Origin of the sequence: Acinetobacter sp. YH12064 (assembly GCF_013419735.1) — a bacterium.
In the GTDB taxonomy this organism is placed as follows: domain Bacteria; phylum Pseudomonadota; class Gammaproteobacteria; order Pseudomonadales; family Moraxellaceae; genus Acinetobacter; species Acinetobacter amyesii.
Window position 1 is genome coordinate 100,878 of the sequence record NZ_VOZP01000004.1, and the last position, 17,313, is coordinate 118,190.

At 40.1% G+C, this 17,313-nt stretch carries 19 protein-coding genes; 10 read left to right on the top strand and 9 right to left on the bottom strand.

The features are described 5' to 3' along the window. Positions 1-108: 108 nt before the first annotated feature. On the top strand, positions 109-963 hold the full coding sequence (locus FTU13_RS05310; RefSeq protein WP_180128123.1) for an EamA family transporter: 855 nt from the start codon (positions 109-111) through the stop codon (positions 961-963). Here FTU13_RS05310 and FTU13_RS05315 read toward each other — a convergent pair. From FTU13_RS05315 to nfsB, 3 genes are all read right to left on the bottom strand, one after another. Further along, positions 923-1,153: a hypothetical protein gene (locus FTU13_RS05315; protein WP_257226748.1), complete on the bottom strand. Its 231-nt coding sequence runs from the start codon at positions 1,151-1,153 to the stop codon at positions 923-925. The two genes, FTU13_RS05310 and FTU13_RS05315, sit on opposite strands and share 41 nt — an antisense overlap. 148 nt (positions 1,154-1,301) lie before the next feature. Further along, positions 1,302-1,535, bottom strand: a complete 234-nt coding sequence (locus FTU13_RS05320; protein WP_180128121.1) for a hypothetical protein — start codon at positions 1,533-1,535, stop codon at positions 1,302-1,304. 115 nt (positions 1,536-1,650) lie between these two features. After that, positions 1,651-2,304, bottom strand: coding sequence for an oxygen-insensitive NAD(P)H nitroreductase (gene nfsB / locus FTU13_RS05325; protein WP_111883737.1), 654 nt, complete (start codon positions 2,302-2,304; stop codon positions 1,651-1,653). A 252-nt stretch (positions 2,305-2,556) separates the two neighbouring features. Between nfsB and hpaI the strand changes: the two genes are divergently transcribed. Both hpaI and FTU13_RS05335 read left to right on the top strand, forming a co-directional pair. Beyond that, positions 2,557-3,351, top strand: a complete 795-nt coding sequence (hpaI, locus tag FTU13_RS05330; protein ID WP_180128119.1) for a 4-hydroxy-2-oxoheptanedioate aldolase — start codon at positions 2,557-2,559, stop codon at positions 3,349-3,351. Positions 3,352-3,678: 327 nt separating this feature from the next. After that, positions 3,679-3,897 (top strand): transposase, encoded by a 219-nt coding sequence (locus tag FTU13_RS05335; protein WP_111883736.1) that lies wholly within the window; start codon positions 3,679-3,681, stop codon positions 3,895-3,897. Positions 3,898-3,946: 49 nt separating this feature from the next. Here FTU13_RS05335 and FTU13_RS05340 read toward each other — a convergent pair whose 3' ends face one another. Then, positions 3,947-5,356 carry an LLM class flavin-dependent oxidoreductase gene (locus FTU13_RS05340; RefSeq protein WP_180128117.1) on the bottom strand — a complete coding sequence of 470 codons (1,410 nt, stop codon included), beginning with the start codon at positions 5,354-5,356 and terminating at the stop codon, positions 3,947-3,949. A 304-nt stretch (positions 5,357-5,660) separates the two neighbouring features. Here FTU13_RS05340 and FTU13_RS05345 point away from each other — a divergent pair, with 304 nt between their 5' ends. Both FTU13_RS05345 and FTU13_RS05350 read left to right on the top strand, forming a co-directional pair. Further along, entirely contained in the window at positions 5,661-6,908 is a 1,248-nt protein-coding gene (locus FTU13_RS05345) for an SfnB family sulfur acquisition oxidoreductase (protein WP_180128115.1), read from the top strand. Positions 6,909-6,920: 12 nt separating this feature from the next. Continuing rightward, positions 6,921-8,180: an acyl-CoA dehydrogenase family protein gene (locus FTU13_RS05350; protein ID WP_180128114.1), complete on the top strand. Its 1,260-nt coding sequence runs from the start codon at positions 6,921-6,923 to the stop codon at positions 8,178-8,180. Positions 8,181-8,416: 236 nt separating this feature from the next. On the opposite strand, the gene FTU13_RS05355 is transcribed toward FTU13_RS05350, so the two are convergent. Next, positions 8,417-9,136: a UDP-2,3-diacylglucosamine diphosphatase gene (locus FTU13_RS05355; protein WP_180128112.1), complete on the bottom strand. Its 720-nt coding sequence runs from the start codon at positions 9,134-9,136 to the stop codon at positions 8,417-8,419. A gap of 138 nt (positions 9,137-9,274) precedes the next feature. Then, positions 9,275-9,784, bottom strand: coding sequence for a peptidylprolyl isomerase (locus FTU13_RS05360; protein ID WP_078193500.1), 510 nt, complete (start codon positions 9,782-9,784; stop codon positions 9,275-9,277). Positions 9,785-9,952: 168 nt separating this feature from the next. On the opposite strand from FTU13_RS05360, the gene FTU13_RS05365 reads away from it, so the two are divergent. Together FTU13_RS05365 and FTU13_RS05370 are read left to right on the top strand one after the other, a co-directional pair. Next, positions 9,953-11,680: a glutamine--tRNA ligase/YqeY domain fusion protein gene (locus FTU13_RS05365; protein WP_078193499.1), complete on the top strand. Its 1,728-nt coding sequence runs from the start codon at positions 9,953-9,955 to the stop codon at positions 11,678-11,680. Between the two features lie 135 nt (positions 11,681-11,815). Then, entirely contained in the window at positions 11,816-12,727 is a 912-nt protein-coding gene (locus tag FTU13_RS05370) for a bestrophin family protein (RefSeq protein WP_180128110.1), read from the top strand. 9 nt (positions 12,728-12,736) lie between these two features. Here FTU13_RS05370 and FTU13_RS05375 read toward each other — a convergent pair whose 3' ends face one another. Next, complete coding sequence (locus FTU13_RS05375; protein ID WP_180128108.1) at positions 12,737-13,660, bottom strand: LysR family transcriptional regulator; 924 nt, start codon at positions 13,658-13,660, stop codon at positions 12,737-12,739. Positions 13,661-13,756: 96 nt separating this feature from the next. On the opposite strand from FTU13_RS05375, the gene FTU13_RS05380 reads away from it, so the two are divergent. Together FTU13_RS05380 and FTU13_RS05385 are read left to right on the top strand one after the other, a co-directional pair. Further along, positions 13,757-14,821, top strand: coding sequence for an aldo/keto reductase (locus FTU13_RS05380; protein WP_180128107.1), 1,065 nt, complete (start codon positions 13,757-13,759; stop codon positions 14,819-14,821). Positions 14,822-14,900: 79 nt separating this feature from the next. Next, positions 14,901-15,359 (top strand): SRPBCC domain-containing protein, encoded by a 459-nt coding sequence (locus FTU13_RS05385; RefSeq protein ID WP_078193495.1) that lies wholly within the window; start codon positions 14,901-14,903, stop codon positions 15,357-15,359. Positions 15,360-15,497: 138 nt separating this feature from the next. Here the strand turns inward: FTU13_RS05385 and FTU13_RS05390 are convergent, their stop codons facing one another. Continuing rightward, positions 15,498-16,034: a lecithin retinol acyltransferase family protein gene (locus FTU13_RS05390; protein WP_078193494.1), complete on the bottom strand. Its 537-nt coding sequence runs from the start codon at positions 16,032-16,034 to the stop codon at positions 15,498-15,500. A 135-nt stretch (positions 16,035-16,169) separates the two neighbouring features. Between FTU13_RS05390 and FTU13_RS05395 the strand changes: the two genes are divergently transcribed. After that, a complete protein-coding gene (locus FTU13_RS05395) occupies positions 16,170-16,946 on the top strand; it encodes a phosphodiester glycosidase family protein (RefSeq protein WP_257226747.1) in 777 nt (258 codons plus the stop codon). A 56-nt stretch (positions 16,947-17,002) separates the two neighbouring features. Here FTU13_RS05395 and FTU13_RS05400 read toward each other — a convergent pair whose 3' ends face one another. Further along, positions 17,003-17,251 (bottom strand): hypothetical protein, encoded by a 249-nt coding sequence (locus tag FTU13_RS05400; protein ID WP_180010125.1) that lies wholly within the window; start codon positions 17,249-17,251, stop codon positions 17,003-17,005. Positions 17,252-17,313: the final 62 nt, after the last annotated feature.

The window sequence follows — 17,313 nt, forward strand, 5'->3', positions numbered from 1 at the left end:
GTCTTGAGATAGATTATTTTTGAAGAAAAGCCCACAATTAAGTGGGCTTTTCTTTGATTTGAACTTAGAAAAATTGCTTTAAATACAACTCAAGAATAAGAGCGTGTCATGGAATTGATCTTTGCTGCCGCGATTTGCAGTGTTCTCGTTTCAGTAATTCTAAAACTATGTCGTGATCGGGGTTTTAACCCTGCACAAATGATCACATGGAATTATGCATCTGCGAGTATTTTATGTTTTCTATGGTTTAAGCCGGATCTAGCTCATATTTCGATTAATAAAACGCCGTGGGTTTTAATTGCGGCTTTGGGTGTATTACTGCCGACGATTTTTTATTGCTTAGCACGCTCACTGCAAACAGCGGGTATTTTAAAAACCGAATTGGCTCAGCGCTTATCTGTTGTGCTTTCTCTTAGCGCAGCCTATTTTATTTTCAGTGAATATTTTAATGCCATTAAGCTCATTGGTATCGCACTTGGTGTACTTGCGGTATTGCTGATTTTATTTTCACAGCGAAAGGGAAGCATTGATGGAAAGCAGGGTATTTTATTTTTATTGAGCGTTTGGGCAGGCTATGCACTGATTGATGTGCTATTAAAATTTGCTTCAGGTTTGGGCATGCAGTTTGCGGTGACTTTAAATTTGGTGTTTATTTGTGCATTTTTACTTTCGAGCATTTATAACATCGTACAGCACGGCAGTTTGGGGCAGACCAAAAATATCCTCGCTGGATTGGGCTTAGGTCTCTTGAACTTTGCCAATATCGCACTGTATGTGAAAGCCCACATGTTGCTTAAAGACACACCTGCAATCGTGTTTGCTGGAATGAATATTTTGGTCGTGGTTTTAGGTGTGGTTGCGGGCCTCATCATCTTTAAAGAAAAATTGAGAGGCGCAACCGTCTTTGGTTTGATTGCAGGGATCATGAGTGTGGTTTGCTTAGCATATGCCATGTCTGTCTAAGATAATTTTTAGCAAAAACGATCGGGTGTTGTAGTAAATCATCCCATTCAGCCACACCCATGAGCAGTCCTTGATCTCGACAGGTTGAACACTCAGGGCAGTGATGATCTGTATATTGATAAGTATGCAGATACATTTGATGGCAATGACCGCATTCAAACTTCATCGGCATTTGTAGTAAATATGACATGTCCCACCTCTGCTTGAATTGTTGTTTTGATTCAAATTATTCAGCAAAGTTCAGACCAATTTAAAAATATTATATTTTCAGATTGTTACTAAATATGCCGTTATTAAAAAAGCCCTCGATTTGAGGGCTTTTAGTTTTAGATGCTTAGTTAACGTGTGAGTTGTTGAAAACGTTGTAAGGTGTTTTTAAAATAACATTTACCCACTGCAACGGGGTGTTTTAGGAAATCTTGAGTTTCAATTGTGCCTTGTAATTGACCCGGTTGTTTACAGTTAGGGCAGTTTGGATAGCTATGGAGCATATCGCCCGCATATTTTTGTAAATAAACCGTATTGCACGCTTCGCAATGAAATTTCATGGGTAATTTTATAGCTGTAGGCATAGGGAGAGACCTGAGTATATTTTGAGCAGAATATACTCGATAATTGTTTAAATAATAAGTCCCGAAATGACAAAAAAGAGGCAAAATTACCCCTTTCGTCGGTTTTATGGAAAGCTTAAAGATGTGTAAAAATTTCTTCAGCATTTAGACGTGATTTAGGTAATTTCGCATTGAAATCATTTTCGCTACGATAGCCTAAAGTCATCAGTACAGAAGGAATCAAGTTTTGTTCAACTAAGCCCAATTCTTCAGTGATGATCGCTTCGTCAAATCCACCAATCGGTGTTGCATCCACACCTTCAATGCCTGCTGCCAAAAGCATTTGACCTAAAGCAATAAATGTTTGGTTTTCAGCCCAACGTTGAATATCACCTTTTTCATTACGATAATAATCGACATAACCTGTACGGCTGTCTTTTTGACCTTGTTTGGCTTTGTCATCTTTAAAGCGACCACTACGATCATCCTGATTTAAAAGATTATCTAAATGCTCTGCAGTGATGTCTGCTTTAGTACAGAATAAAATCGTATGTGATGAATCTAAAACTTTTGGGGCATTGTAGGCATATTTTCCTACTAAGGCTTTGGCAATGCGTTGTTTGGCTGCATCATGATCTGCAATAAAAAAATGCCAAGGCTGAATATTAATGGAAGATGGTGTTAAACGGAGTATTTGTAATAAACGCTCAAATTGTTCCTGTGGAATTTTTTTGGCAGGATTATATGCTTTCGTGGTATAGCGTTGTTTTGATACGTTTAACAGATCCATCGAATATCTCCAGATATAGTTTGCTGTAGTTTAGCGGATAAATGGCCAAATGGTCTAAGGAGAAAATTTTCCAAAGATAGATCTTAGTCGTATATGCTGGACTCAATGGCTAAAAATTAACAGATTTAAGCTGTATGAAGTGCGAATTAGAGTTATATAAAATCATAAGATAGATAAATGCTATTGGTAGTTTTTGCCAAAAGGCGTTTAATCAATTGTAGTTAATCATAGTTTAAGCATGAGACAGCAGCGATGGATTACACCAATCATTTCAAGAAAAAATTAAAAACCGAACAGCAGATTGGTTTGTGGGTCGGTTTAGCCGATGCTTATGGTACTGAAATAGCTGCAAATGCAGGTTATGACTGGTTGCTAATTGATGGTGAGCATGCGCCAAGTGACTTGCGGACGACATTGTCGCAACTGCAAAGTATTGCTGCATATCCTTCGCAAGCTGTGGTTCGACCTCCAATTGGTAGTGTGCAATTAATCAAACAATTGTTGGATATCGGTGCGCAAACCTTGCTCATCCCTATGGTCGAAACTGTTGAACAAGCTCAACTTATGGTTAAGGCAGTACGTTATCCACCCGACGGTATTAGAGGCGTTGGTGCAGCATTAGCACGTGCAACACGTTGGAACAGTATTCCTGACTATTATGCAAATGCACATGAAAATATCTGTTTACTGATTCAGATTGAGTCGGTTGAAGGGATTAAAAACTTGGATGAAATATTGAAAATTGATGGCATCGATGGGGTGTTTATTGGTGCAGTAGATTTGTCGGCGACGATGGGTTATCAAGGGAATCCGAATCATCCTGAAGTACAAAAAACCGTGATTGATGCGATTCAGCGCATACGTAAGGCGGGTAAAGCTGCAGGTATTTTGTCGACACAACATGATGTGACTCAGAAATATATCGAGTTAGGCACAGAATTTGTTGCCGTGGGTGTCGATACCAGTGTGCTCATGAATTCGTTACGTGAACTTTTATCGAAATACAAAAATGATACCCCAGTAACGAAAACAGAAGGTGGTTACTAAGCGATACAGCCTTCGTTATATTATTCACTGTATGGGTAATTAATTTACTCGATGGTTAAAATTTTAATTCAATAATTTTAGCAAAAGTAGTGGCTTAGAGTATATGTAAACTCTACTTTTGCTAATCAAAGCACAATATTGTATACTTCTGCTTAACTCGAAGCGGGTAATGTTCCTGCTTATCTTTTTTATTTAGCTGATTGTGATTTATCTGTATTCAAGCTTCTGACTTGAATCTTATCTTTGTAACTACAGAATTATTATTCCAAACCCGATTGATTAATCTCTTTGTTCTGTCACAAAAAGCTCACATGTTGAGTAAATCTTTTGAATATTTTAAATACTTGGCAAACTGCCAAAGCTGTAAATGGCGATGAAATTAATGTGAAATTGGTGCCTTTGAAACGTCAACAAAATACCAATGCTGGTTTAATTTGGGTTGATGTTGGGCAAATGATTGAATTAGAAACAGGCGAGACATTTAACCTGAATCTAGATGGTAAAAGCTTCTATACTGGCCCAAACCAGCTATATCGCTTAGCCTGAAAGCAAAAAACAGCAGATCATCTGCTGTTTTTTTTCCTAAAAAAGCGGCTTAAGCCATTTCAAGGAGTTGATGCTTGTTCAAAACTTGAGCTTGGTTTTTATATCGGTATTGCGCCGCACGGTGGTTGTCGGGCAATTTCGCGCCTTGGCCGAAGAGTTTTTCACGCAAGGTTTCGTCAGCATATTCTGTTTGATATACACCACGACGTTGTAATTCTGGTACCACGTATTCCACAATATCTTCAAAACTCTTATGCGCCAATATGTAGGCTAAGTTAAAGCCATCGATACCAGTGTACTCAATCCACTCCTGTAAACGGTCTGCCACGGTTGCTGGAGAGCCGACAATAACAGATCCGTTACCGCCGACACTGGTCCATTTTGCAATTTCCTCAATCGTCCAAATTTTATCAGGATCTGCCTCTACATAAGATTGCAGCATAGATTGAATGGCATCGGTTTGAATGTATTCCACTTGATCTGTTGGTTTAAACTGAGAAAAGTCGACACCTGACCAGCCAGAAGCCAGGGTCAAGCCGCTGTCATAGCTGCCATATTGCTGATATTCACGGAACTTAGCTTGGGCTTTTTCATCGGTCTCATCAACCACTATGGCCAGCATGGTATAGATCAGGACAGAATGGGGATCTTTGCCTTCTTTCACTAAATTATGCCGAATACCATCTGCCAGCTTTTTTACAGCAATTTGAGTTGGTGCAGAGATAAAAACACATTCCGCATTTTGACTTGCAAACTGTTGTCCGCGTGCGGATGCGCCAGCTTGATATAAAACCGGTGTACGCTGGGGTGAAGGTTCGCAAATATGAATGCCAGGAACTGTAAAGTATTTTCCTTCATGTTGAATTGGATGCACTTTACGGTGATCGGCAAAAATCCCTTTTTGCTTATCGCGTAGCACAGCATCATCTTCCCAAGAACCTTCCCAGAGTTTATAGAGGACCTCTAAATATTCATCTGCGATATCATAGCGGTTATCATGGCTGACTTGGGTTTTCAGACCTAGATTTTTAGAGCCACTTTCTAGATAAGAAGTCACAATGTTCCAACCTGCACGGCCTTTCGTTAGATGATCCAAAGTACTCATACGCCTTGCGAAAGGATAGGGGTGCTCAAATGAAATTGAAGTCGTGACACCAAAGCCTAAATGTTTGGTGACGGCTGCCATTGCGGGAACAATTTGCAAAGGATCATTCACTGGCACTTGCACTGCGCCAGTCAGCGTATGTTCAGCAGAACCATGATAGACATCATAGATACCCAAAACATCTGCTATAAAGACACCATCAAATTTTCCGCGTTCTAAAATTTTAGCTAAGTCGGTCCAATATTCTAGGTCTTTATATTCTGTAGAACGGTCTAATGGATGACGCCATAGACCGGGTGACTGATGTGCAATACAGTTCATTTCAAAGGCATTGAAGCGAATATTTTTAAACATGATTTTTTACTGGGTTATTTAATCTCTTGCATAAGAGGGTATATAAAAATACAGCTGCATTTATTAATAAAAAGTCAAAAACAAATCTGAATAAATGCTAATCATAATTTTTGAATATTTCATATATTCATATGGATAAGCAGATATTTTTTTTGTTTGGTACGGCTTATAAAGATTTTGTTTGACAATTAAAAATGTAAATTCTATGTCATGAAAACTGATTTGTTTTGATGATAATTCTATAAATAATCAAAATAAAAAGTGCTAGCTTATTTGAATAATATCTAAACTGAGCATTTTAATAATGACTTCAAAAATTGAAATTAAACTAAAAGAGGCGCAAAACATTCCGCGCGATTTCTATCAATCTAGTGGTTTAGCGCATATTATTCGATCTGATCAAGAAGCTATCGAGGTTGCTGAACAATTAGCTGTGGAATTTACAAAAGAATCAGCTAAACGCGATCATGAACGCCGCTTACCTTTACAGGAAGTACAGCAATATTCAGCATCAGGCTTGTGGGGCATTACTGTACCGCGTCAATTTGGTGGTGCAGGAGTGAGTTATAAAACCCTTGCAGAAGTGGTCAAAATTATTTCTAGTGCAGACTCATCCCTAGGACAAATTGCTCAAAACCATTGGGTCTTTGTCGAGCATATTCGTTTGGATGCAAATCCATCACAGCAAGAGTTTTTCTTTGATCAAGTCTTACAAGGTAAACGCTTTGGCAATGCATTTTCAGAAAAAGGTTCCAAAACAGTTGCAGAATTAACAACAGCCATTGAGTTTAAAGATGATCATGCGCTCATTAATGGTCAAAAATTCTTTGCAACAGGCGCTTTGCTTGCACATTGGATACCTGTTGTTGCTGTGAATGATGGAAAGCCTTATGCAGCCTTAGTACCCCAGCATACGCCGGGTTTAACCATTATTAACGACTGGAGTGGTTTTGGACAAAGAACGACAGTCAGCGGTTCTGTACTGTTAGACAATGTCAAAGTGGATTTAAATCACATTGTACCCATTCATCAAGCTTTTGAATGTCCAACTGCTGCGGGCGCTATTTCTCAATTCATTCAATCTGCTGTCGATGCTGGTATTGCGCGCGGTGCGATTAATGAAACGATTCAATATGTGCGCCAGCATGCACGTCCTTGGATTGATTCGGGCTTAGAAAAGGCGGTGCAAGATCCGTATACGATTGCCAACATCGGCGAGTTGAAAATTAAACTCCGAGCTGCAGAGGCAGTGTTGGCTTTGGCGGGTGAAGCGATAGACCGAGCCGTAGAGAACCCAACAGAAGAAACGGTGTCAGAGGCAACACTACTGACAGCAGAATCTAAGGTCCTGACGACTGAAATTGCGTTACTTGCGGCGAATAAACTATTTGAACTCTCAGGCACACGATCAACGTTGTCTGAGCTGAATTTAGACCGTCATTGGCGTAATGCGCGCACGCATACTTTGCACGATCCCGTACGTTGGAAGCTGAATATTGTAGGCAACTACTATTTAAATGATGTACCACCGCCGCGCCATGCTTGGAGTTAAGAGGAGAAGATTATGACGATTCAAAATAATAAACAGCCCTTATCTTTAGGTGCTGACTATGATCAAGTGGCCGCTAAGTTCCGTCCGATTTTTCAGAGAATTGCAGAAGGCGCTTTGGCGCGGGAACAAAATAGGAAACTGCCGTATGATGCAATTTCATGGTTAAAACAAGCTGGATTTGGTGCGGTCCGTGTACCCGTGGCTTTTGGCGGTGAAGGGGTTTCACAAAAACAGTTGTTTCAGCTGTTAATTGAATTGGCTAAGGCCGATTCTAATGTTGTACAGGCATTAAGAGGTCATTTTGCTTTTGTAGAAGACCGTTTAAATGCGCAAAAAACACAAGATCAAACAGTTTGGTTTAAGCGCTTTCTGCAAGGCGATTTGGTCGGTAATGCTTGGACAGAAATCGGAAAAGTTGAAATTGGAGATGTTGTTACCCGAGTTACTGAAAATGCGCAAGGTCAGCTAAGGGTCAATGGTCAAAAATACTATTCTACCGGAACAATCTTTGCAGATTGGATCGATCTATTCGCTTTAGATGAAACAACGAATCAACATGTTATAGCTGCAGTTTCAACACATGACGCTGGCATACAAGTATACGATGACTGGGATGGCTTTGGCCAAAAAACCACAGGCAGCGGCACACTGAATATTCAAGATGTCAGCATTGATCGTGATCATATTTTGCCGTTCGATCAGCGCTTTAAATATCAAACGGCGTTCTATCAGATCGTGCATTTGGCAACGCTGGCAGGTATAGCACAAAATGCTGTGGACGTTTTCAGTAATGAAGTCCGTGAACGCACACGTATTTACAGCCATGGTAATGCTGATTTAGTTCGAGATGATGCACAAATTTTACAAGTGATTGGTAAGGCGTCGGCACAGTCTTATGCAGCTGAAGCAATTACAATTCGTGCAGCAGAAGCTTTGGATGTCGCATATTTAAGTCATTTTCAGTCTGATACCCAGTTGGATCAGCAAGCGAATGACCGTGCGGAGCTTGAATCCTCTAAAGGGCAAGTGGTCATATCAGAGTTGGTACTAAATTTAAGTAGTGAGTTGTTTAACGCCTTGGGCGCTTCAGCAAGCTCGACAACTAAACAGTTAGACCGCTTTTGGCGTAATGCTCGTGTAGTGTCATCGCATAATCCACTTATTTATAAACAGAAAGTCATTGGTGATTGGGAGATTAATCAAACGCCGCTACCATATGTATGGCAAATTGGTAATAGTCCAGCAGTTAAGCAACCTGTCATTGCTGCTTAATTAATATCTGAAGATGTTCACTGTGGATGAAAGTAAGTCCATAGTGAATTCCTTGTGAAATTATTTTTAAGTTTAAACTTTGTTTTTTTTAAGATTTTAAATGACGCTAATCTGCTATATGTAGGATGCAGTTCAATTGATAATCTGTTGAGATAGTCTGGTAAAAGGCTATGTCTTGATATCTGGATGTATTGTTTTAACCAAATATGACGGCAGGTTTAACTAAAGCCTAAGGGTTAGTAAGACCATTTTTTTAATTTTAAATCACTCACAGATGGGTTTTCACCAACCTCTAATATTTGAGCTTGTTCTGCGCGCCAGTCCCCTAAAACGATACGTAGTTTTCCATGCACATCATGTATTTGGGGCCGGTGGGTATGTCCATGAATCAGTAGATCGGCATGCTCTAAAGCTTTTTCTACAGCTTCGGCATTTACATCCATGATTTCATAAGATTTAACTTGCTTGGTTTCTGTACTTTTTTTGCGGAAGCCATTGGCGATTTTTTGTCGAATGCTAAGCGGTAAGCTTTTTAAGAAACCTAAAAGCAAAGGATTACGAATCACTTTACGAAACTTTTGGTAAGACACATCATCGGTGCAAAGTAAATCGCCATGTTCGAGGCGAATTTTATAGTTGCCAATGTGGAGATAATCAACGTCTTGTAATAATTGACCGTGAAATTTATTTAAAAACTTTTGACCCAATGCAAAGTCACGATTACCCACTTGGAAATAAATTTGATTTCCCAAAGAAGTAAAATCTTTAAGCGCTGCAATGATTTCGTCTAACCAGTGAGCAGTAAAGTCATCACCAATCCAAGCATTAAACCAATCACCTAAAATATACAGCTGGGTATTTTGAGTTTTGTATTGTTCTAACAAAGCTAAAAACCCCCGAACGAGTCGAGGGTGTTCAGGTGACAAATGTAAATCAGCGATAAACAAATAGGTCACGAATCTTTTCCTTATTCTAAAAATCCCTCCCAGCCTCCCTTTAGAAAAGGGAGGAGTTCCGACATTTATTTCATATTGAAACTCCCTCCTTTATTAAAGGGACTTGCGCAGCAATGCTACTCAGGGAGGATTTAAAAATTACTCAGAAATGATTTTAGCTGATTCGATTACAACGTTCTCTAGAGGAACGTCTGCGTGGTAGCCACGGTTACCAGTGCGAACGCTTTTGATTGCGTCAACAACGTCAAGACCTTCAACTACTTTACCAAATACTGCATAGCCCCAACCTTGCGCTGTTTTACCAGTGTGGTTAAGGAAGGAGTTGTTTTTAACGTTAATGAAGAATTGAGCTGAAGCAGAATGAGGTGCTTGAGTACGTGCCATAGCGATCGTACCAACATCATTGCTTAAACCGTTGTCAGCTTCGTTTTCAATAGAATCACGAGTTGTTTTTTCTTTGAAGTTTTCATCCATGCCGCCGCCTTGGATCATGAAACCATCAATAACACGGTGGAAAATCACGCCGTCATAGAAACCATCGCGAACATACTGTAAGAAGTTTTCAGCAGTTTTAGGTGCTTTTTCAGTGTTAAGCTCAAGAACAATACGACCTTTATTGGTGTTTAATTCGACTTGAGGAAAACTCATTGTGTAATCTCCTGTACATGGACATGAAAGCCATGGGTTTTTTGGTTGTGAGAAGCATAAGCAAACTGTAAACTACAAGGCAAGTAAAAACGTTACTTTCTTTGTTAAAAATAAAGAAAAGCGTTTTAATTATCCTAATTTTATCTTTATAGAAGTGATTTTATTACCATGAAGCCAAACGATGTTGTTTCATCCCTGCCTAACAATCCGACAACCAAGAACAATGCCCCTGTCGAAGCTGCGCAGCAGGAACAACAGCCAGGCTTAGATTTTGTACGTCAAGTCATTACAGATGATTTATCTGCAGGTCGTACCGAACAAGTTGTAACACGTTTTCCACCAGAGCCAAATGGCTACCTACATATTGGTCATGTAAAAGCTATTTGCCTAAACTTTGGTATTGCTCAAGAATTCGCAGGTCTATGTAACCTCCGTTTTGACGATACAAACCCGGATGCCGAAGAGCAAGAGTATGTAGACGGTATTGCCAATGACGTGAAATGGCTAGGTTTTGAGTGGAATGGCGAGCCACGTTATGCATCGAGCTATTTTGATCAGCTTTACACTTGGGCAGTTCAATTGATTGAACAAGGTGATGCCTATGTGGATTTGCAGAGCCCTGAAGAAATCAAACTAAACCGCGGTAATTTTGTGGAGCCGGGTAAAAACTCGCCGCAACGTGATGCTAGCGTAGAAGAAAACTTAGCGCGTTTTGAACAAATGCGTAATGGTGAGTTGGGAGAAGGTCAGGCAGTACTACGTGCCAAAATTGATATGACTTCACCTAACATCCATATGCGTGATCCTATTTTGTATCGTATTTTGCATTCTGAACATCACCAAACTGGTGATAAATGGAAAATGTACCCAATGTACGACTATGCGCATCCATTATCAGATGCCATTGAAGGGGTTACGCATTCACTGTGTACACTAGAGTTTGTTGATCACCGTCCATTCTATGACTGGGTTGTAGAGAAAGTTAAATCACCATCTGTACCACATCAGTATGAATCAAGCCGCCTAAATGTAGATTACACCATTACCTCTAAACGTAAATTACGTAAATTGGTTGAAGGTGGTTTTGTGAATGGTTGGGATGACCCACGTATGCCTACCGTTGTGGGTATGCGCCGTCGCGGCTTTACTCCAGAAGGTCTACGTGACTTCTGTAAACGTGTAGGTGTAACGAAAGTTGATGGCAGTATCGTAGATGTTGCAATGCTTGAATACTGCATCCGTCAGTCTTTAGAAAATACTGCTTCGCGTGGCATGGCTGTGTTGAATCCACTCAAAGTGACTTTAACTAACTTGCCTGAAGCAATGGATTTGGTACATGCACGTCATCCTAACGTTGACATGGGTGACCGTATCATTCCGTTGACTCAAGACATTTACATTGATCGTAAAGACTTTGAAGAAGTTGCGCCTAAAGGCTTTAAACGTCTTATTCCGGGCGGTGAAGTGCGTTTACGTCATGCGTATGTGATTAAGTGTGATGAAGTGATTAAAGACGAGAACGGTGAAGTGGTTGAATTGAAATGTTCAATCGACCCTGAAACTTTAGGTAAAAACCCTGAAGGCCGTAAAGTGAAAGGTGTTGTACATTGGGTTTCTGCAAGCAAGGGTATTGCTGCGGAAGTTCGTATCTACGACCGTTTATTCACTGAATCAGACCCTGAAGTGGGTGATGACTTCCTTGCAAACTTAAATCCAGAATCACTTAAAGTGGTTCAAGCGGTCATTGAGCCTGCATTGGCAGAAGCAAAACCTGAAGATCGTTTCCAATTTGAACGTGAAGGTTACTTTGTTGCAGATCAGTTTGATCATACAGCTGAAAAACCAGTGTTTAACCGCATCTTAGATTTGAAAGACAGTTTTAAACCGGGTAAATAAAATCTTAGTTTTTAAAGGGATTCATCTTTGAATCCCCAATAGGTTAAGATCAAGTAGGTTAAGATTAAGCTCAACTTCGGTTGGGCTTTTTTCATGCTTGAGATGGTTCATTAAGGCAGTACAGAGGGGAAATAAGTGATCATTCGAAATAAAAATAATAGCTTTAAACTTTTATTTGCATGGCATGGCACGATACTCCCAAAAGTCATGCCTGCGTTGGCTATCGTCGTGAGTTTGTCGGCGATTTTGGTGTATCTAAGCGCTGCACACTACCTGAATACGCCTGAAGTTCCAGCCATCGGATTTACCATCTTTGGGGTGATTCTGTCGATTTTTTTGAGCTTTCGAAATACTGCCTGTTATGACCGTTGGTGGGAAGGGCGCAAGCTTTGGGGCTCATTGATTGCCAATACACGCCACATGATTCGTGATAGCCATGTCCTTGAAGATGAGCAAAGAACCGTGTTGATGTACCGCATCATGCTGTTTTGCAATTTGTTACGTGATCGCTTACGCTATGAATCACAAGATATTGCACATTTTAAAGACGGCGTAGCTTTGACGGATCAGCAATGGCAGCAATGCCGAGACAATATCAATGCACCACAGTATTTACTTGAAATTATTCAAAAAGATTTAGTCAAAGCCTATAAGCAAGGTCAGATTACAGACATTATTTACAGCACGCTCACACGTCATACTGTAGAGATGGGTGATATCCATGCAGGCTGTGACCGTATTATGACCACGCCATTACCATTTTCCTATTCGGTGCTTTTACATCGCGCAGTGTATTCATTTTGTCTGATTTTGCCATTTAGCCTAGAGGCCAGTTTAGGGATATGGACACCTGTCATTGTGGCTTTGATTGCATATTTATTTTTAGGTTTGGATGCGTTAAGTGCAGAACTGGAAGAGCCTTTTGGCTTGCAGGAAAATGATTTACCGCTGGACTCGATTGTACGAAACATTGAGCGTGAAATGTATAGCAGCTTAGAAGTTGAACTTCCGCCGCTGATTAAGACTTTTAACAGTAATTTAAGATAAATTCTTGGCCTAATTTTCAGATAAATTCGGCGATACGTACCAAGCATATTGATGCTGAAAATAATCGTCCAAGTGTCGCATAAAAGCCTGTACTTTAGGCGGAACAAAATGTCGATGCGGAATTACCACATAGATTGCAGTACTTTGAACAGGGATCTTGGGTAGAACTTGGATAAGCTGGCAAGATTGTAAATCTTCATCCACATGCCAGATGGAGTGGTTTGAGATGCCTAAACCTGCAAGTGCTGCTTGGCGTACGCCTTCACCTGAGTTGATATGAACTTGTCCTGAAACAGGTATATTTATGTTGTGTTGATCTTGGACGAATGTCCAAAGCTGCGAAACACCCTTAGGGTATTTCTGTAAAATGCATTGGTGTATAGAGAGCTCTTCTAGGGAGTGAGGTTCGCCATGTTGTTCGATATAGCTAGGCGAGGCACACAAAATACGACGGTTTAAGCTGAGCGGTTTAGCAATCAGTGATGAGTCTTCTAACTGTCCAATACGTATCGCAACATCTAAACCTGCAGAGACCAAATCTAAATTTTGATCGGTCTGTTCAATATCCAAAGTCAATGTTGGATGCAACTTGGCAAAGGCTGCAAATACTGGCCCTAAGATACGATTACCAAAAACTTCTGAACAGGTGATTTTTAATACCCCACTAAGTTGTTGTGGTTCAGGTTGAAATTGGCCTAGCAGAGAATTAAATTGTTCGAGCAAGGGAAAACCTTGTTGCAATAAAACAGCACCTTCCTGTGTTAAATGTAGTTGCCGTGTAGTGCGATGAAATAGGCGTAGCCCTAAACTTTGTTCGAGTCTGTGTAGACGGCTACTAGCGACAGAAACAGAGAGATTGGCCTCTTTAGCGGCTTGACTGATTGAACCCAGTGTCGCCATTCGTGTGAATAACTCGAAATCTTCAGTTAGCATTATCAATATAATCAAGAAAGTCTTTCTTGATATTCAGGGTTTTTCTGATAAATATCTGTGCATATTCTGTGTATAAATCAAACACAGGAAATATCTATGAACTATCACAATCTAGGGCAATCTGGCTTACAAGTTTCAGAGTTCGGCTTTGGTGCAGGTACATTTGGCGGGCAAGGCCCAATTTTCTCTGCATGGGGGCAAGCGAGCTTAAATGAAGCTCAGCGCATGATTGATCTCTGTATTGATCAAGGTGTGAATTATTTCGATACCGCAGATGCTTATTCAAATGGTGCCTCTGAGCAGATGCTCGGTGCATTACTTCAATCAAAACGCCAAGAGGTGATTATTTCCAGTAAAGTGGGTATTCGATTGAATGATGGAATCAATCAAGGTGGATATTCTAGAAACTATTTAATACAAGCCGTGGAGGCGAGTTTAAAACGGTTAGGCACAGATTATATTGATGTGCTGCAGCTGCATCAGTTTGATAGCACGACGCCACTTGAGCAGCTGATGCGCAGTTTAGATGACTTGGTACGTAGTGGAAAAGTTCGCTATATCGGTGCATCGAATTTTTCAGGCTGGCAGCTTATGAAAGCACAGTCGATTGCCCAACAGCATGGCTATGAAAAGCTAAGTGTGCATCAAGTCTATTATTCTTTGATTGGACGTGACTATGAATGGGAGTTGATGCCTGCGCAGCATGATCAACAGATTGGTGCAGTGGTTTGGAGTCCGCTGGGCTGGGGGAGATTAACAGGAAAATTTGATCGTGAGCATGCGATTCCAAAGCAAAGTCGGCTGCATGAAACAGCACAATTCGCACCGCCAGTTCGACATGAAAAGTTATTTGCAGTGTTAGATGTAATGCAAGAAATTGCCATGGAAACAGGGCACTCTATCCCGCAGATTGCATTGAATTGGCTGAAAACCAGACCGACTGTGTCTAGTATTTTGATAGGCGCACGCAATGAACAGCAACTGTTGGATAACCTTGCGGCGAAGGAATGGTCATTAAGCGTAGAGCAGTTAGCCCGATTAGACGCAGTCAGTGCAGTGTATCCACCTTATCCATACTATCCCTATTGGAATGGGCAATTTACAGAGAAGAATCCCACGCTAGTGACATCAGCCTTTATTTCAGAACATACAGCAGAATAGGGCAATAACAATTCAGTGGTAGGCAATGATCAGTTCTCTGTGCTATCACTGAATAAAATTAAAATATGAAGGAATGCTGATGAGTGTCGTGATTGAAACCCAGATGTTAATTCGTAAGTCCATCAATATCGTATTTAATGCTTTTGTTGATCCTTTAATTACACAGCATTTTTGGTTTAGTGCATCCAGTGGCTATTTAGAAGAAGGTAAAACCGTGCAATGGACTTGGCAAAAATATAATGCAGTCGCCAATGTAGACGTACTGAATATTAAGGAAAACCAACTAATTCAAATACAGTGGGGAGAACCAAAAACTCAGGTCGATTTTATTTTTGAGCAAATTAGCCCGATGGAAACCTATGTCCGCATCAAAAATTCAAAGATTCCTCTGCAAGGTCAGGCATTGATTGATTTTATTATTGATAGTACAGGGGGTTTTACAACGGTTTTGGATGCAGCCAAAATTTATTTAGAACATGGCCTGCAAAGCAATTTGGTTGAAGATAAATTTCCACCTTTTAGCAATGCGAACTTTTAGTAATGTGAAGCGTTACCAAGATTAAGTATTACATCTGATACGCGGTAAGCAAAATCTTGTGTATTGGCACAGGATCTCTAAGTAATGTCTGATGTATTGAAATTTGATAAAGCCACAGTTCAACGATGCTGTAGTGGATTAACGATTTTTATGTTCTTCACGCTTTAAATAGGTATAAACCGGCATTTGCATTTTGGCTTTTTCGCGCAGTTTCTTTTTAATATAGAACACCAGTGCAAAGCAAGTAGTGGTGACGGTCAGCATCATACTGCTCATAAAACTCATCAGAGAACTGACATAGCCAATCGTGGTGAGTCGGTTCATCATACGGAACACTTGAGGACTACTTTCAACGCCGGTAATAGCCCATGTGCATAAGTGTTCACAGTTATTAATAATCAGATGATAGTTGTTTTCATGCATGCGAGAGCGCATACGACGCACCACTTTACGACCTTTAAATTTTGGATTGCTATATGACTGAACGATAATTTTTTTGCCGTGGCTGAATTTTTCGATCGAAGTCATTTCAATTGGATGTTTTTTGAAAAGGTGTGCAAAACCAGAGTAGTGAATGACTCTACCGCGGCCGGCATATATGCCATGATGGCTATAACCGAAATGTTTAACAATCAGATGTGTTCCAAGAGGAAAACCATCTTTCTGCACATGCATGAATTTACCAGTCCTACTTTAAATCCGAATTATTTTTAAAGATTAGTCTACTTTTAATCTGTGAATTAATCGACTATTTTAGCGATGATTTAGCTAAAATTTGTTCGATTTTTAACGTGCACTATGGATAGGGTCATGCTTGGTCTTCAATCAACCTCAATGTTTAAAAAAATGCGCTTTATGATGCTGCTCGGTCTGATTTTCTCACCGACTATTTCCTATGCCAATATTCAAGCGAAACGTGTCAGTCAGCCCATTGCAGTGGATGTGGTTGAAATTTCGGATTTGAGTAAACTAGAGCTCTATTTATATGATGCAGAGCAGCAGCCATATCGAGACCTACAGCGTTTAAAGCAGTCATTAGCGCGTAAGTGTAATACGATGAACTTCGCAATGAATGCAGGGATGTATCATGCAGATTTAGCGCCTGTTGGTCTTTACGTTGAAAATGGGCTGCAGAAAAAAGCCTTGAATCGTGCAACACGAGGCTTTGGTAATTTTTTAATTCAGCCGAATGGTGTTCTGGCATGGAATGACAAGCAAGCGGTGATATTAACTACACAAAAATATGCTTCCACAGATTTTAAGGCACGTTATGCAACGCAGTCAGGTCCAATGCTGGTGGTAGATGGAAAAATCAATCCAAACTTTATCCCACAGTCAGATTCATTGAAAATCCGCAATGGCGTGGGGATCAAGAACGGCAAGTTGTATTTTGTGATCAGTCGTGAAGGCGTGTCGTTTTATGCATTTGCACAATATTTTAAGCAGCAATTATCGGTTAACAATGCCTTATATTTAGATGGATCTGTGTCTAGTGCAGATATTCAAGCATTGAATAGACATGATTCAAGTTTGAAACCTTTAGGGCCAATTGTAGCGTATACAACAGCATCTCAATGCAAACAATAAAAGCCCGAATAATCGGGTTTCATCTGTACAGTGTTTAGATTGATAGAAACTACTGTTTATTTGCCGACTAAACCTAAAAAGGTACTTTGGGTTTGGCACATTTGAATGGCTTGTTCTTTAGATTGTTTTTTAATACTTTCTTCAAACTGTTTTTTCTGTTCTTTGATTTGTTCTTCGTTTAAGCCCATTTGTTTCGACAAGGCTTCGAGTTTATCCCAGGATTCTTCGCATTCTTTGGGGATTTGGCTACAAGCACTTAGACTAAGTATACAGCAGGTAACAAGGCAATTTGTTAATTTATTCATGTGCATTCCTTTAGTTTTTATATCAATGCTGTTTAGAGGTCATCTGCCTCTAATTTAGTGCA

Bases quoted from the DNA above. Each gene is read 5' to 3' on its own strand.
- nfsB (WP_111883737.1), bottom strand. From the start codon at position 2,304: ATGGATCTGTTAAACGTATCAAAACAACGCTATACCACGAAAGCATAT.
- hpaI (WP_180128119.1), top strand. From the start codon at position 2,557: ATGGATTACACCAATCATTTCAAGAAAAAATTAAAAACCGAACAGCAG.
- FTU13_RS05385 (WP_078193495.1), top strand. From the start codon at position 14,901: ATGAGTGTCGTGATTGAAACCCAGATGTTAATTCGTAAGTCCATCAAT.
- FTU13_RS05365 (WP_078193499.1), top strand. From the start codon at position 9,953: ATGAAGCCAAACGATGTTGTTTCATCCCTGCCTAACAATCCGACAACC.
- FTU13_RS05375 (WP_180128108.1), bottom strand. From the start codon at position 13,660: ATGCTAACTGAAGATTTCGAGTTATTCACACGAATGGCGACACTGGGT.
- FTU13_RS05360 (WP_078193500.1), bottom strand. From the start codon at position 9,784: ATGAGTTTTCCTCAAGTCGAATTAAACACCAATAAAGGTCGTATTGTT.
- FTU13_RS05320 (WP_180128121.1), bottom strand. From the start codon at position 1,535: ATGCCTACAGCTATAAAATTACCCATGAAATTTCATTGCGAAGCGTGC.
- FTU13_RS05395 (WP_257226747.1), top strand. From the start codon at position 16,170: ATGCTTGGTCTTCAATCAACCTCAATGTTTAAAAAAATGCGCTTTATG.
- FTU13_RS05345 (WP_180128115.1), top strand. From the start codon at position 5,661: ATGACTTCAAAAATTGAAATTAAACTAAAAGAGGCGCAAAACATTCCG.
- FTU13_RS05350 (WP_180128114.1), top strand. From the start codon at position 6,921: ATGACGATTCAAAATAATAAACAGCCCTTATCTTTAGGTGCTGACTAT.
- FTU13_RS05340 (WP_180128117.1), bottom strand. From the start codon at position 5,356: ATGTTTAAAAATATTCGCTTCAATGCCTTTGAAATGAACTGTATTGCA.
- FTU13_RS05315 (WP_257226748.1), bottom strand. From the start codon at position 1,153: ATGTCATATTTACTACAAATGCCGATGAAGTTTGAATGCGGTCATTGC.
- FTU13_RS05380 (WP_180128107.1), top strand. From the start codon at position 13,757: ATGAACTATCACAATCTAGGGCAATCTGGCTTACAAGTTTCAGAGTTC.
- FTU13_RS05310 (WP_180128123.1), top strand. From the start codon at position 109: ATGGAATTGATCTTTGCTGCCGCGATTTGCAGTGTTCTCGTTTCAGTA.
- FTU13_RS05400 (WP_180010125.1), bottom strand. From the start codon at position 17,251: ATGAATAAATTAACAAATTGCCTTGTTACCTGCTGTATACTTAGTCTA.
- FTU13_RS05390 (WP_078193494.1), bottom strand. From the start codon at position 16,034: ATGCATGTGCAGAAAGATGGTTTTCCTCTTGGAACACATCTGATTGTT.